General features: G+C 43.6%; 13 protein-coding genes. 7 read left to right on the top strand and 6 right to left on the bottom strand.

From position 1 onward, the window contains the following. Positions 1–94 precede the first annotated feature (94 nt). Entirely contained in the window at positions 95–1840 is a 1746-nt protein-coding gene (locus MTX78_RS09245) for a phage integrase SAM-like domain-containing protein (RefSeq protein WP_243801954.1), read from the top strand. A gap of 18 nt (positions 1841–1858) precedes the next feature. Here the strand turns inward: MTX78_RS09245 and MTX78_RS09240 are convergent, their stop codons facing one another. Further along, a complete protein-coding gene (locus MTX78_RS09240; protein ID WP_243801952.1) occupies positions 1859–2902 on the bottom strand; it encodes an AlbA family DNA-binding domain-containing protein in 1044 nt (347 codons plus the stop codon). A gap of 1076 nt (positions 2903–3978) precedes the next feature. After that, a complete protein-coding gene (locus MTX78_RS09235) occupies positions 3979–4779 on the bottom strand; it encodes a hypothetical protein (protein WP_243801950.1) in 801 nt (266 codons plus the stop codon). Positions 4780–5653: 874 nt separating this feature from the next. Here MTX78_RS09235 and MTX78_RS09230 point away from each other — a divergent pair. Further along, positions 5654–6478: a hypothetical protein gene (locus MTX78_RS09230; RefSeq protein ID WP_243801949.1), complete on the top strand. Its 825-nt coding sequence runs from the start codon at positions 5654–5656 to the stop codon at positions 6476–6478. 11 nt (positions 6479–6489) lie between these two features. Here MTX78_RS09230 and MTX78_RS09225 read toward each other — a convergent pair whose 3' ends face one another. Both MTX78_RS09225 and MTX78_RS09220 read right to left on the bottom strand, forming a co-directional pair. After that, positions 6490–7251: a hypothetical protein gene (locus tag MTX78_RS09225; RefSeq protein ID WP_243801947.1), complete on the bottom strand. Its 762-nt coding sequence runs from the start codon at positions 7249–7251 to the stop codon at positions 6490–6492. 123 nt (positions 7252–7374) lie between these two features. Continuing rightward, positions 7375–8640 carry a hypothetical protein gene (locus MTX78_RS09220; RefSeq protein ID WP_243801945.1) on the bottom strand — a complete coding sequence of 422 codons (1266 nt, stop codon included), beginning with the start codon at positions 8638–8640 and terminating at the stop codon, positions 7375–7377. 739 nt (positions 8641–9379) lie between these two features. On the opposite strand from MTX78_RS09220, the gene MTX78_RS25260 reads away from it, so the two are divergent. Then, positions 9380–9508 carry a hypothetical protein gene (locus tag MTX78_RS25260; RefSeq protein WP_262924450.1) on the top strand — a complete coding sequence of 43 codons (129 nt, stop codon included), beginning with the start codon at positions 9380–9382 and terminating at the stop codon, positions 9506–9508. A gap of 157 nt (positions 9509–9665) precedes the next feature. Then, positions 9666–10958: a Y-family DNA polymerase gene (locus MTX78_RS09215; RefSeq protein WP_243801943.1), complete on the top strand. Its 1293-nt coding sequence runs from the start codon at positions 9666–9668 to the stop codon at positions 10956–10958. A gap of 7 nt (positions 10959–10965) precedes the next feature. Here the strand turns inward: MTX78_RS09215 and MTX78_RS09210 are convergent, their stop codons facing one another. Beyond that, entirely contained in the window at positions 10966–12093 is a 1128-nt protein-coding gene (locus MTX78_RS09210; protein ID WP_243801941.1) for a PIN domain-containing protein, read from the bottom strand. Between the two features lie 53 nt (positions 12094–12146). Then, positions 12147–13262 (bottom strand): replication initiation protein, encoded by a 1116-nt coding sequence (locus tag MTX78_RS09205; protein WP_243801939.1) that lies wholly within the window; start codon positions 13260–13262, stop codon positions 12147–12149. A gap of 833 nt (positions 13263–14095) precedes the next feature. Between MTX78_RS09205 and MTX78_RS09200 the strand changes: the two genes are divergently transcribed. From MTX78_RS09200 to MTX78_RS09190, 3 genes are all read left to right on the top strand, one after another. After that, a complete protein-coding gene (locus MTX78_RS09200) occupies positions 14096–14341 on the top strand; it encodes a hypothetical protein (protein WP_243801937.1) in 246 nt (81 codons plus the stop codon). Positions 14342–14413: 72 nt separating this feature from the next. Next, complete coding sequence (locus tag MTX78_RS09195; protein ID WP_243801935.1) at positions 14414–15265, top strand: phage antirepressor KilAC domain-containing protein; 852 nt, start codon at positions 14414–14416, stop codon at positions 15263–15265. 623 nt (positions 15266–15888) lie between these two features. After that, positions 15889–16113 (top strand): P-loop NTPase family protein, encoded by a 225-nt coding sequence (locus MTX78_RS09190; RefSeq protein WP_243801934.1) that lies wholly within the window; start codon positions 15889–15891, stop codon positions 16111–16113. Positions 16114–16249: the final 136 nt, after the last annotated feature.

The following is a 16249-nucleotide window of genomic DNA, read 5'->3' as shown; positions in this document are numbered from 1 at the left end:
AACAGTCTCCTGCAATGTGCAGGAGACTGTTTCTGTTTTCAAGGAAAATTCGTGTTACAACCCTTCTAATATGGAATCTTTGGCCTGAAAGTTGTTGGCTGATTTGGTAGAAAGATTATTTTTAGGTGTTTTGGTTGTGGAAGAGGGACTGGCCGCTGGCTGGTCCTTCTTTGTTTATGATAATCAAGTAGTACGCTATGTTTTCGGCCCTTACGAGGTAGATAACAAATCAGGTATGTACCACTATTCCGGGTGGGTCTGTACCATTTTCGCCCTAGAGTGGTACAGAGCAGGTACAGAGTTTTACCTTTGTACCTCTATCCAGGCAACCCTTATGGCTACTATCACAGTCTTTGTTCGCAAAGTCAATACCCGCATTCCGCAACAGCCTCTGGGTGTCAAATTTAGGCACGGTGCGGCGGGTAAATGCGAACTGGTTATCAGCACTGGCTATCAAATTCTACCCGACAGTCTCCGTAATGGCAGAGTTAACGGTGATAACGCCAAAGTAATTAATGGCCTGCTACATCACATCCAATCTGATTTGATGGAGGCATATGACAATCTGGGTAAAAGGAAGGTACCAGTGGAGCGGGAAACGATGCGCCAAGAATACCTCCTTGTCAAGACTAACCGGGAAGCTGAAAAAACCAGGGAGAAACGAGAGCTGTTCACCGTAGAACTAGAAACCGGGAAGGAAGCCATTGATAGCAAGCTCCAGGAATACAATATCCAGCAACAAATCAAGCAGCTAGAGCAACAGCTCAATCAACTTAAAGAACAGACCAAGGAGAAGGTCAAAACCTGGGACGCTGCTAGCAGGAAAGCTGGGATACCCGACTTGGAAGAAGAGCTAACCCAGGTAGCAGTCGAAACCGGCTTCATCCAGGCTCCCACGCACAGCAAGGAAGACCTATTTGTTACCTACTTCGAACGGTACAACACAAAAGGCAAGAACAAAGTAGCCGATACTACTATCCGCAACCTGAAAACTGTTGCACAGATGGTTGAACGGTTCCACCCTTCACTCCGGATTCAAGACGTCACCAGGGACACTCTCCAGCAGCTTGAGGGCTTCATGGTGGGCGAAGGGATACTCAATCAGAGTATTCAAACTTACATGTCGAAGGTCAAATCCGTACTCAGGTATTACGCGCATGACCTCAACCTCAACACGAGCTATGAGAGGTACAGATTCGAGTTATTAATTAGCAAGCCTAACGTGGTTTTCCTACACCCTTACCAGTTAAGGGAATTCATGAATCACAAAATAGATAGTAATAAAAAAGGGCACGATAGAATGAAGGATATTATGCTGATGCTGATATCAACAGGATTCCGAATTAGTGATGTGTTTATAAATTTTAAAGATAAACTTCAGGTAAAAACCGAATTCGATGGGAAGCAACGAGAATTCATTCAAATAATCCCACAAAAAACCAAGGGAAAACAAATAACAGCAACGGTACCAGTCACCAAACTAATGAAGGAAATCTTAGAGCGTAATAATTACCAGTTACGCAAAATGGAGGACTATTACTTTATCGAATTGCTACGTGAATACTGCCAAGGAATCCCCTCATTTCAGCGAGAGGTAGCAACTATCAAATACTGTGGTAAACGGGAAATCATTACTAAGGAGAAGCTTTGTGACGCAATTGGGTCTCATATTGGCCGGAAAACTAATATCAGTTACCTATTTGCGTTGGATACTCCGACTCCAGAAATAATGGGCCGCAGTGGTCACACTGATTATACAACACTGATGCTTTATGGACAGAAATTGGATGATATCAAAGCTGCGGTTCGGGAATTAGATTTCTTTGCTCTCGCTGACTGATTATTAACACTCGATTAACTACCTGACATATCCTTCTTGTTCAATTAACTGGCTTTTTCCTGTACTACTGTAATACTCCGACATTAACATATTTTCGAATACAACTGTAAATAAAGTAACAGGTTTCATTATATTTTCAATAGAGAGATTAATCAACTTTATTTCATATTTATTCATCTTCATTGGAGATTTTTTCCCTCCAAAAAAAATCATTATACTAGCCACCCCATTTGGGTTATCGATGTCCTCATTGTAAAACTCAATATCTTCCGTTACTCCATGCCCTTGCCCATAATGCAGTATATCCAACCTATCAACAGGGCTAAATTCTGTTCCTCTTTTACTAAATCCAGGAACGGCATATCCTCTACTTACTGGCGCTCCCCTCATAAACATACCCCTTGAAACCAATACTCGGAAGTTAAAATATTCTTCGTTTTCAAAAGGAGAAAAGTTAAAAAAATTAAAATATATTTTTAGTGAATAGCCCTTGTCAATTTTATTAAAGCTGGATGGTCTAATATATGCTTCTAACTGAGGATACGATATTTTCTTAAAAAGTGCTTCGATATAGTGATGTGGGGCAGGCTTCTTTTGACCATCAATACGCATGTAATATTTTCCATCGGTTTGATGAGGAGAATATCGACTTTCATCAATCTCAAATACGCAAACCTGATAATCATCTCTGCGAAGAAGTTGTACACGGATACCAGCTGGCAGGGGTATGATTTTATCAGACACTTTGCTTATCAGCCAGTCCTTTTCGATAGCTAACGGCAGGCTTGTTAGGTTTCCTGAAAACACTCTCTCCTTTCTGTCTTGTATTGGATTTTTCTTGCCCTCAGGTGCCCCCCAAATTAATACACCACCACTAGAATTTAAAAAAGCTGTTATTCCCTCAATAAGCCCAGAAAGTTTATCTTCTAATTTTCCATTTGAATTATAAGATTTAAACTCTAGTTGGTCAGTTTCCTCTTTTTCTGTTGAAAAGAAATGTTCAATATCCTCATACATTAGTTGCCCTAGCGGTTTCCCAAAATACACTTGTGAATAGTTCATTATTTTACTTTAAAGAAGAACCAAGACTAATAATGCCAAAACCATTACTGTTAACAGCGGCTAGAGCAAAGCTAATATTTTATGTATATTAATTGATGAACCTCATCGTTCATTTTTCTAATTAACGAAGCCACGTCTATAATTACCGGCTTGAGAGGCAATCCCATTCAATACGAGCATATCCTGCAAACAATAGTGGAGCATGAGCTAGCAGGATTACCAGGCTATATTACTCCTGCTTATCGGTTTGTTTTCTCAAAAAAATCTTGTACTTAATAGGCTATTTAACCCTCCTTTTCTGTGCTTAATCAAGCAGTAAACCCACCAATAGGTACCCTTTGTGTACATATAAAACTTATAATAAGCAATAATAGCACTACTACAAACGATATTACGGATTCCACATTGGTAAAGAAGTACCGAAAAAGGGGCCATCTGAGTTTTTACCCTCCCCCTATGTGGGGGCTACAGGGCCTGGAGGAGGGGTACTACTATGGGATTAATATGCGTATCCGCTTATTCTCCAGAAACGCATTGCCCCCCTCATTTCAGGGGCCTTTACTCGCAAGAAATTTTCAACAATTTCCTAGCCGAGAAATGTGAGCAACATATTTAGGCCTTTGCTGGAATGTAACTCAAAGTGTTCCCATGTCAGCCTGGAAGGTCCACCCAGGGAAAGCCTAAGTGATGCGATACCTAATGCTATTGCTTCTGTTCCCGCACTGCTTTTTTATAAAGCCGCAGAAAGTCTTGTCCCATTGGACTGATTGTGTCAGTATCACCCCTCAATTTTCAGCCTTCAAATGTGCGTTGTGCCACCTATGCCGAAGGCTCTAGGAGTTCATTGATATCATCCAGAAGCTCTCCATCAGTGAAGATGATAACCGACTTATCCCGGAACAAAACCGTTCTAGCTGCTTGGATAAAATCCTGGGTGAGCTTAGATGGCCTGCCCATTGGCCTTTTAATCAAGTTGCTCATATAATGGTAAATATATGAAGATATTTTATGAAAATAAAATCCCTGGTTTTTACAAACCAGGGATAACTATTGATACGCAAAAAGCAATTTATCTTCTAATTCTTTCTGTTCTTTCTTTTTAATTTTATTTTATTATTATAGTCTTGAGCTTGACTTTGGTTTATTCTATACAATTCATTTTCAAATTTTTTCTCTCTAGTAGCTACGATTGTATCGGAACCAAATCTAGCCATCAAAATCATGTGCATATTTGCAATCTTTTTATCTCTTATGTCTAAGCTATCTCTATAGCTATTAGCTACAACTAATTGTTCGTTAATATGCTCTAATTTCAACTGAAACTGTGTTAACATTTCTCTTTGAATTCGCAAGCTATCTCTGTAAGATTCAATCAAGTTTTTATCTTCACTTTTAACATAGCTAGCGTTCTTTGGTTTGAGCGAAAGCCGTTTTTTATTATTCATTGGAGGCGAAGGCGGAGATTTTGTTAGGTCTGAGTCTAAATCATAGTCGCTCCTATAAATTGACTTACTGCTTGAATGTGAACCATCTATTAAATAACGAGTATCTTCTAATGCAATCATTTTATTCAAACTAGCTATACTATCATTATATAGATTCGTATAATACTTTTCAATTTTCGATGGCAAATCTGAAAACTTGTTGTCACTAGTCGAAGGACTTACAAGATAACTATTAGTAGGAATTTTATCCTCGAAATATTCTTTGACAAGACTATAGTCTGATTGTTCTTTAAGCATAAAAGCCATCGAAGCTAAAATTAGCACAACAGAAACTGCGCTAATAATAGAGAATACCCTCCGCTTCGGAGCATACTCCTCTGCTAGCTCAGATAATATTCGCGCTTTTAAATCTTGTTCATCTGTATTCATCACAACGGCTGAGGCTCTAGCCCTTTTGGTTTGTCGGAAACACTACCTGCTGCATTACTACTTGTTACCGTGCCTCTATCCATCACTCGTCTGATAATGTCTAGACAATCGGTCCACATTTTCAGAATTTGAGAGCAGCAATACCCCATCACCCCTACTGGTCCTAGCATACTTATGATAATTGTCAAGTCTTTCTTATCCCAGTAGTTGATAATAGCACAAACTATTAGCAGTAGGAAAGCAAGTACTGTCACACCCAGGTAGATGTACCTCTCTATTTTGAATCGCTCAATCAGAAAATCGAGAGCATCTTTAACGTCGTTGAGCATAGCATATGTTGGAAAGAATGTTGAGTTCTGCAACCCCGCGCTGCATGTTGGGAATTACGCAATATTTATAATAATGTCAAACATGAATATTCCAATCAAACTGCACTTATACAGGCACTTAACTCGCATTTTCTCTCTGTCATTAGTTTCATTGCTTACGCCTTAACCGGCTCCAGGCTGGGTTATGGTTATTCTGGTAGCAGTTCCGACAGCGGTTTCTATCCTCTCGCTTTTGCTTTCCCTGAACTTGGCTTAGCCTGCGATGTCTGGCTTTGTAGCCTGGTGGCAGTGGTACCCCAATGATTGTTTCCGAAGTTGTTGGTACCGGAGTTGTTGGGGTTGTTGGGTCCGCTGGAGTCCAGGTTAGTAGGACCAGCAGTAGTAAGAAGGAGAACATGTTACCGTTTGAGCTAAATAGCTAGCTCCTGGTAACAGATACTCGGTTTTGGCCTACATGAAAAACCCCACTGGTATCGGGCTGGGTCTTAGCTTTGTTATCTCAGCTAGCACTTCAAGAATATACTCGACTACTACCCATTATCGCCTCTATGACTGACAAAAACTCAACTTCTTTTACTCAACGGACCACAGCGAAAAGCATAGAATGGTGGCTTGGTATAACCGTGGCAATTGCTACTATCATTGGGGCTATTATTGGGATTTTGGTTTTCTACTCGGGTCCTCGCACAGAAGTAACAGCATCATACCGAGTCTCCCCGTTCATTGTACCAGACATGCTGCTGAAAGAGGGGCATCTGGATACCGTTATTGCTAGACAGGACACTTTATTACTTAAACTCTATAATGCCCTACTTTCTCGTTTACTTATAGAGCAGCGGATAGCGATAGGAATCAAGGATTCACTAAATCCATATTATTTGAAGTCTTTTGAGACTGAGGGGCGAGTGGAGTCATTTGCCAGTAAACATAGGTCTTTGTGTATTCTAACAATCAAGAATGAAGGTGACAAAAGCCTGAATCCCCTCCAGGTTATCGTTTCTCCTACTTACTATGGATTACTCTATGAATACACTGATAGCGATGGACATCTACAAAAAGGTAAAGCGGCAGGAAAATTTTCGATTGGTGATTTAGCTCCTACAGAGACGAGAGAAGTCCATGTATGGGGTATTGAATCCACATTTGACAATGGAGTAACCTTAGTTTTTCCTGATGGAAAAGTACAGGCCGAACGCCCAGAAGAAGTTACTGGAAAGATGTCTTGGTTGGTGCGAAACTGGTTTAATCTTATCCCCTTCCTAGTAATGATTATCACCCCCATCATTGTCATAGTCGTAGCTAGAGCACAAATGAAACGTTCAAGGGTTGCTTTTGAGGCAGCACAGCAACAAGAAGATACCTCAGAGAATTAGAGCGGTATCCATTATCTCATGTATACCCGCTTTATCCCGGAGTTTGGGTAAGCATGGGTATACCCTGTCTGTTTGTTATAGAAGAATGTGTAGTTCTTAACCCTGCCTATATGTATAAATTGGGTAGAGGCACGGATTAGTTTACCCTCGTACTCTATTGTTACTCTCGGTTCCATATCGACAATCATTTTGATTTTCGCCATCACGAACCCAGCAGCGATATTAAGCAACAAGAATATCAGGAGCACACTTGATGTAAATGCTGATTTCCTGAGGTTTGTATTGTACTGGACAGCATTCTCTTCTGAATCTTCTTTTCGAAACATTTTCTCAATTTTGCCAACTCCTTGGTCAATAAATATGCATAAAGCCAAAAGCCCTAAACCTGCCAAGACCACCTTTCCTTGTCCTAAATACGTTACATATACCATCCCACCAATGCATAGTAGCACCATTCCCAAGACGAGAGGCAGTTCAAATGGCTTATAAACTATCGGTACCGTAGGGTTAGGATTAGGCTTGGGTGGCTTCAGACTATCAATAAGCTGTACGGTAAAGAGGCTTTGCACATAAACTATTATGAATAAGTATATTAAGGCAACAGCAAATTGAAAAAGGAGATAGTCAGATAATAAGGATAGTATCTCACTTAGCTCGATGTAATCAGCTATGTTAACCCCGAAAATCTGGTAATATGTAATTAGCCTTGCAAGGCTAATTACAATTAAGAATACAGTTGCCAAGGACAGATTATCCTTTATCTTATCGAACATAGTGGTAGTTGAGTGTTCTTTCAAAGATAGCTTTTCCTCCCTCCTACCTGGACATAAAAACCGACCCCAGAAGAGTCGGCTTAGTCCTAAATATTGACACCTATAAATACTCCCTGGGTGGGGTTATTTGGAATTGGTTAGCAGTTCCGGCTTCACTTTCGGAGGAACGCCCACAGCAGCGCGAAAGGCATCCAGAATCAAGGTTTTTACCGTCTCTGCGTGTTCCTCCAGGACCACTACGGAGTCATGTATAGTGCTGTACCATATTTTCTTCTTCTGCAAGTCGGTACCGATGGTCCGGAGGATGATTTGTGCCTCCTGACGCTGCATTGTTATCGACAAGTGCTTGTAAGCTTTCTTTTCGTAGTGCTGCTTGCCCAACTCTTTGTAGTAGTCCACGACAACCCCAACGTTGGGGAATGCTTCCTGGAAGTACTTGCCCTCTGGGGTGCGCTTGGAGTAGTAGCTGGAGCAGTAGAACACCTTGCCAAAGAAGTCCGGTTTGAATGCTTTGCGTTCGCTTAGCGGCACGTTCAGAGCTTCCATAAGGAATTCATAGAACCGGCCCGCAGATGTCAGCTCAATGTATTTCTGAACGTCTGCGGGTATGTCCTGACTATGATAGTGCTGCATCAAAAGCAGACTAAACAGGTAAGGTTGGCTGTTGGCGATATCAAGGTTGACCAACGTGTTTTTGGTCTTGCGGAAGACCAGGAATTGGCGCAGGTCAGTGCTTAGATTGCTGAGGTTGGTATATACCCGGCTGGCTGGGTCTGGTTGCTCCAGGAAGAAATCACCCACACTGAGCTTGCGTATCGATTCCAGCTCCATTGTGTACAGGTCCTCGATTTCCTTGCGCTCTGCGTACTGGTCAGGTTGAGTGACTGCCAGTGCGGTTTCTCGCTTGGTATCGATGTGAGCTAGTGCGTCCTGGTAACGGATGGTTAGCTGGGTCAGATTCTTCCACCGTGGGTCATGTTGGTGCTGCTGCTGGTAGGTGGCTCGTTGAATCCGCAGCTTCCTTACCATTTTCTCGTTCCGGACCTTCACAAGGACCGTCTTGCTGATATGGCTTGGGTGTATGCGGTAGCCGTAGCACTTATAGCCCTCTGCGGCCTTACCGTCGCATTCGATGACACCCCACGCCAGAAGTTCCTTTACAATGCGGTCAGCGTAACGTTTACCTAGGAATTCCCGGAGTGTGACGCTGCTTAGGTTTGCGTAACCGTCATCAGTTTGGCGGTCAAATACCCCAGCTTCGTTAATGCAGTGGAGGATGTAGTGGTACTTATCTATGTGGTCGTTTATGTAGCGGTCGGTTTCACCGATGCTATCTAGTAGCTGTACGATGTCGATTTTCGACTGTACGGCGAATTGTTCTTGAATCACTTGTGAGCATGTGCTGTCTTTCAGTTAGGTGGTACCTGTGTTCCAATCCAGGTGAGCATTCTTAGGCGGTTGGAACGCCGGTAGGGCCATGCTCAGACCCTACCGACACCGAGCAGTCATTTCGAGTCCGACTGCTAAGACTATCTGTAAATGGTACGCTCTCGGTTTTGCGGTCCAAAAGCTCATGTCCTACTTCGAAACCAAACATACCAGCGATTACCAAGGCAGGAAAACAAATCGTAGCCGACGACCAGCGCAGTTTTGCGCCCGTTAACGTTGCGCAAACGTTTTTCACTTTTAGCTCATTATAAGTTCAACGTCACCCTATAGGCGTATCTTATTAATTATTAGATAGTTATATCACTTATTATTACTAAGTGTACCCAGGTAAGAGAGTAACCGGAAGAAGAAAACACTCCACCAGTACTGTCATTACTACAGAACGATAATACATCACTATAGAGAGGATAATCAGTGCATAGTATAAGAACTAGATACAAGGGTTGGGTTGAGCACAAAACGTTAAATCACGGCGCACGAATAAAACCCCGATAACACTCGCTAGTCAGTACCTTCCCGGAAACTACCTTATCATCTATATGGCTACTACACTCGATACCTTTCGCCTCTTACCATTCGACCGACAGGCTCCTCTCATCTGGGAGGAAGGGCAACACTTGGCAACCCGTTACGAGGAAGAGGATACCATCGTGCTGTACCACATGGCCGGGGTTTCTTCGTGGAGCTATTCTACGACCACGTTGCCAATCAACTCCAGCATGAGTTGCGCATCCTCACCACCACCAATGATTTGGAGGATTACGCCGCATACATCAAGCTTCCCGACCTGGACTTGGACTTGGAATAGATAGCATCCACTATATCTACTAATATTATTGTCAATTACAAACTAACTTTTTTAGTATTCCGTATACTTGCAGCAAAACCTTCTAAAATGCTGCTATGACCTTCGCTATATCCTGTAACCCCAAAATACCAAACGCCACCCATACCACAGTAGGGCCATGTTTGCGCTAGTGGATTGCAACAACTTCTACGTAAGTTGTGAGCGAGCTTTCCGGCCAAACCTCAATACTGTACCCGTAGTGGTGCTCTCAAACAACGATGGTTGCTTGATATCCAGGTCCGCAGAGGCTAAAGCGTTAGGTTTCGGTATGGGTGATGCATACTTTCAGGTTAGACCCGAGTTGGAGTACAACAATGTCCGGGTATTCTCCTCAAACTACGCGCTCTATGGGGACATGTCCAGGAGGGTGATGCACTACCTAGCATCCGTAGCACCCAACATTGAAATCTACTCGATTGATGAGTGCTTTCTGGACCTGCACGGTATGGACCGTTATCTACACCCGGACCTTGTTAAGTATGCCACCGAAGTCCGTGAGCAGATTCTTAGACGCACCAAGATTCCAACTTGTGTAGGTATCGCACCCACGAAAACCTTGGCTAAGCTGGCAAACCGGATAGCCAAGAAGATACCCAAGCTGAATGGTGTTTGTTACCTGAACTCCCCAGCCCTTATCCAACGAGCCTTGGAGATAACAGAAGTGGGAGACATTTGGGGCATCGGGCAGCAATATGCCAACAAGCTCCGTGAACAGGGTATCAAAACCGCAGCCCAGTTAGTGAAGCAAAGCGAGAATTGGGCGCGAAAATTCCTTGGTGGTGTCGTTGGGGTACGACTTCTGCGGGAACTCCAAGGCAAGGTATGCCACCAATTACAGCCCAGCGAAGACGGAACGTTATCCAGGCAGTCAATCACCTACAGCCGCACGTTTGGTACGCCCCTGACCACGTTTCCTGACATGGTAGCGGCTGTTAGTGCGTTCGCCTCCCGAGCTGCGGAGAAGCTACGGCGGCAAGGGTCCGCAGCCAACACGATATCCATCTTTATCAGCAAGGACCGTTTCAGTGTAGAGCCTCCACCCTACAGCTTCTCCACTGTTGTTACGCTACCAGTGGCTTCAAGCGATACCTCAGAGTTGCTACGACATGTCCGTTCAGCACTCAAGCGCCTATGGAAACCAGGCTGTGTTTACAAGAAAGCTGGTGTGGTGCTTGATGGTTTGGAAATAGCCGGTCAGCAGCAATTGGACCTGTTTGCCAAGACCAACAATGGTGAGGTAAGAGACCGTCTTATGGCAGACCTGGACAAGCTCAATGAGAAGTTCGGTTCAGGAGCAGTCACCTTTGCTAGTGCATTCGTGAAGAAAGGTCAGCGGCCTGCCTGGGATAGCCGTGCCGACTTCAAAAGCCCCGCCTACACCACCAGTTGGGAACAATTGTGGACCATCTAAGTTGCCACTACAAGGGAGCAATTCGAGGCTGATTTATACCGGATAAGTAGTCACCTTCCTTCAGGTAGAGCATTTCGATATTGAACCCATCCTTAAAGCTATCCTTATCATACTCCACCGCTACAAGGCTACCAAAGTAGACTTTCTTAGTTCTAACCCCTATGTCGAAGGATTTGGTACCAATAGCAATGTAGCCAATATCAACAGTCGCAACAATGCCTATTTTTTGGAAAATGGTAAGCTTTTCTCCCTTGTGGTCAGCAGTGATATAAAAGGACAACTGACTAACATTTATGAATGTCAAGCTTGACTGAATATCCTCTGTCAGATTGGAAAAGTGCGCTCCAGGGTTCTGATTAATAACGGCAAAAGCAATATCCTCTGATAACTCTTCAGCTAACATTTTTATAGCATCGTTTATATCAAACCTTTCCAAATGGTCCCATATATCCTTGGGCTTAACTGACCTGATAATTGCATAATGGTTTTCCACAAAAGTCGCCAAATCACGATAGAAGTAGAAACTGCGTTCACCCTTTACTTTGTCAATTTCTGCTTGCAGTTCTGGTCGAAGAACTTTTCTATCTTTCTTAGAATCAGTAAATGCGTTTCCGTCATTTGAGATAAATACAAAGTCATTACTGTTCGACTTATTTCGGAAAGCAGATAAAACCATTTCCCAAAGTAGAGAATCTTTATATTCTCGGTCATTGACGCCATTAAAGGGATGTTTTTTGTTCAAAGCCCTATCAGTCACAGCTTTAAAGACACCCATACCATATGGCATCACCCCACTACCCCCTTTGATACCAATTTTTTCTGATAATAATATTTTATAATTCATTACTTCATCATTGACATCAATTTCATACTCTGTATTGAAGAAAGTCATCAATCTTGATGATGGGTAAAACCTTAATAACGCAACCAGGTCCTCGGATGCCTTTTCATAATTCGCATGTTTTTTTTCTAATTCCTTACGATAGTTAACTTCGATTTCATCCCACACTATCTGAGGAACAATAATTCGGCTACCGGTTTTTTCAATATAGTCTAAAAACGCTCTTGCTGAAGGTGACTCTAGCTTCCAATCAGTAAAATAAACATTGGTATCTAAAATTATAGACAGCGGCATAGGTTGTTCTCTTTTAGTTTAGGAAGCAAGGTAAACGCAATGACACACGATTGTCACCGCCACATACCTAGCTCGTTCTTCAAGGCATTGATTGTCGCAGCAGCTAGCTTGTCAGTCGGTACATAGCCAGGGTTCTTTGCCTCGTAGTCCCTCAAGAGGTTGTTGGTAGCCTTGAGGAACCGCATGAACATGCTCTCATCGTTGCCGACGAAAACCACGACATCCTGAATCTGATTATCTTTCAGGAGGAGCTTTTGCAGCCTGTTAGTGACCTTATCCTGTATGGAGAGTACACCAGTGCCAGTCTGAGCCTGGGGTGTCGCTGGGGTAACTTCTACGAGCGAAGTAGGTGGTAACAGGGCTGTTGTCTTTGTGCCGGTATCGATAGCTGGGGTAGTGGGCTCAGTATCCTCAATCTTGGGGATGTGGAACTCCAGCGCCACCACCTTGCGCCCATCCTTGATTTCCTTGTAGGTGATGTTCCATTCCCCGAACTTCTGAACCTCCAGCAGGCAAGGACGCAGCACGTAGCGTTTGAAGTCAGCGTAGGTGGTGTAGGTCTCCTCCTCTTCAAACAGCAAGGTCTTCAGCTCATCAACCCTAATGGACACCTTGCGAACATTTGACCAAGACCTGAAGTACCAGTACAGCTTCAACGCAGTCGGATTCTTGAACGTCAGCAGCGTCTCAATCTTAGCCTTGGTGAAGTTGCCAGACTGAAGTTGTGATAGGTATGGACCCACGAGTGGAGCGAACGCACCCACCACACGGCCTGCTCCAGTCTCCAACCCAATATGGCTGATAAGCTGGGTGTAGATATAGCTACCATCACCAGCATCAGGTCTCTCCAGTTTAAAATGCTTGCCCAAAAGGACCTTAAATGCTTCTTCTAGCGCCTCGTAGCGTTCACCGGAGCTGCCATGCGGGAACAGCTCCTCCAGGCTCACCACGAAGCCCCCTTGGAATTCGGCATCCGACTGGTGGACACAGCGCAACGCCAGCACGAAAAGACGTGCTTCCAGGCTGCTGAGCCGGAGTGGGTGTCTGACCAGAAGATTGTGTTGATACGCCAACGTATTGCCTTTTGTGGTCGCTAAGATAACGGACGCTCGTGCGAGTACTTGTTCCCGAGACATTGTTTTGTTCAGCGCAAGCGACGTGGTGACCATATGAGTGTAGCCGTTGGTGTATCGATATCACAAAGATAATCTAACTATGGAAAACATGGAATTCATTTTCCATGTTTCAACGATGGGTCTTCCATGTTTGCCCGATGAGTCTTCCATAGTTGCGCCGATACCGACGATGGGTCTTCCATAGTTCAACGATGCATCTTCCACAGTTGAACGATGGTTCTTCCACAGTTGACCTTATATCAATCTCAATTACAGCCAGTTGCACCCCCTTAAAGAAGGAAGAAAGAAGAGTTCTAACTAAAAAGAATAAAAAGAAGGTGTTTTTCTTTTTCTTGATTTCAGAGTTAGGTGATTACCCAGGCTGATATCGGTCATTACCCAGGGCTAAGAAGCCAAACCACTGGGGCGAACCATGTATGTACATTATTTGTGGGTACACATTTATTTCACCGGAACCCATGAAGTAGACTTTCCCTGTATCATGTGCTGGGTGTATGTTTGGGTTACGGGATTGGAAACCCACAGCCATAATGTATTTCAAAGGAGTTATCGGTGCTCGATTCTCTGGAAAAGGTCTGCTCTAGTCAGCAGGCTTTTTTTATGCCCTAACGGAACCCCGATATGAGCAGGCAACAAATAGGAACCCTGGGCGCACGATATACATCCAGCCATGTCACCAAGAAAATAAATCTTTTTTCGTCTCGGGGCTACATTTTCATTTTCCCTGTATTGTTACCTGCTTGTATGTTTGGTGCAGATAAATGTTCAGGCTCTAAGCCACTAATAATATATTTTTCGAAACAGGCAGGAAGCTCCTGCTTTTTTCTTCACCCGCACTATTTAACTCTGAAGGAAAAGAAAATGACATGAACAAAATGAAACGCGGCCCGGAAAACGTTCCGGGCGAAAAACTAGAAACCGAGTTCTATATCAATAAAGAACGAGTTTTCACCAGGGATGAATTACTGGTTAATTATCCCGAACAATTAAAAACCAGCACCTACCAATATTGGATGGAGCAAAATCAACCCCGATTTTACGCAGTAGGCAACAAATACTACTACCTGAAAACCAGTGTTGACAGACTGCTAGCTCTAGCAGGCAACAAATAGAGTACCGAGCACCAATAACCCCTTCTGACATCCTAAAAACCCTCTGGGTGATGTCCGATATCAGTACCCACAGTGAACAACACAGTACCACAGATTTACAATTTTGACAACGCCGACGTGCGGATTATCATCCAACCAAACGGTGACCCTTTATTCGTTGCTTCCGACGTCTGCTCAGTGCTTGAGCTTGCAAATGTTGGGCAAGCGTTATCCCGGCTGGATGAGGATGAGAAGACCGACATCATTTTAAATGATGTCACTGGACGCCCCCAGGCTCAGTATGTTATAACTGAAAGTGGCCTATACTCACTTGTCCTGGGTTCACGCAAGCCCGAAGCAAAAGCATTCAAGAAATGGATAACGAGTGTGGTGCTACCCCAGATTCGCAAGACTGGTAGCTACTCGACACAGCCACAGTTACCAGCCACTTTCGCTGAAGCCTTGCGCCTCGCAGCAAGTGCCATTGAGGACAAAGAACGGGTTGAGCTTGCGTTGCTAGCCAGTGAGGCGACAAATAAGCAGTTGGAGGAGAAGAGTGAGGTCCTCGAAACCAAGGTGCTAGAGGACAAGCCAAAGGTTCAATTCTGCGATGCGATAACAGCTAGCAATAGCCAAGATACATTGGCTGAAGTAGCTCAGAACTTAGCCAGCAAGTACCCAGGCTTGGGTCGCAACCTTCTGGTGGATTTCCTACGGAAAGAATCAGTTATCCAGTCCAAGAGCAGGTCTGAAACCGCACCGCTACCATACCAGCATTACGTGAGCTGCGGTTATTTCTTCATCAAGTATACCCCATTTGATAACACCCTCACCGGCAAAAAGGGAGTTGGAAAGCAGACTATGGTAACAGCACGAGGTCTCAAGTTTATCGAGAAAAAGCTTGACGCCAACTGGAGCTTTTTCAGAGCCGATAAACGCAAATAAAGCTGCTTTAAATAAATAAAAATAGCTGGTAACAAACTGGGGGTCCCAAGCTTACCTTAGTATGTTTCACCTTAAAACAAATAACATGGACAGTCAAGAAATGGAAAGTACACGCAACAATATCAGGAAAGTTGAGGAGTTATTGCAACAAATAAAAGCGTTGCTCACGTCTCCTAATACTGGGGAATCGCCCGATAAAAAATTTAATATAAATGCTCTCATAATCGAGGCACAAACTTCCCGAAGAACTATTTGTCACCTCTCATAAAGTAACAAATAACTCACGGCAATAAACTCAGAAAACGCGGTTTTTATAAAACAATATGCGTTTTTAGGCGCAGCCGCCGTAGTTTTCAATATTCGAGGTGAAATTTCTTTTCACTCGACAACTGATATTGACCATAATATATTTGCATCGTTGGTTTTGAATAACACCGATATCAACGAAACTTAATCGTTCCTGTGAGGAATTCAGATAACATGCTGATAACGCCGCTGACACCGAGGTAAAATAAATAGCTGAACTACGCCCTTTCCAAAGGGTGTGAGGTCGGATTAATCGGACGTGTCAGGTCTGGTTTCTCCGACCTTTTTTGTTGTCCAAATTTTTAACATTCACACAAATGAGAAACTCCAAAAAAAACGCAAAATGGGAATCGCTGGTAGGTTGTCCTGCACAAAACTTCAAAACAATTGGTTTTGCTAACTCTCGCAGAGAGGCAGAGAAAATGTCCAAGCAGGCTTTAAAGGAGCTAGCTGATAACAATGAGCTTAGCGCGTGTGGTGCAACCTACTGTGATATTGTGGTGCGCGACAGAGACGGTTTTTTGAGCATCAGATATGCGTAGCTATGGAACGGGCTACCAATTATGTTCCATGTGAATTACATGGCAGCATTCAGTACGTGCATTATGCTGCACAGAATTTGAGCGAAATGCTTGATACCTTCTATGAGCAGATCGGGGGATTTACTAAAGTCAAGTT

The organism is Hymenobacter tibetensis (genome assembly GCF_022827545.1).
Lineage (GTDB): Bacteria > Bacteroidota > Bacteroidia > Cytophagales > Hymenobacteraceae > Hymenobacter > Hymenobacter tibetensis.
Note: the sequence above shows the minus strand (reverse complement) of the source record. Positions and strands in the feature narration are given on the sequence as shown.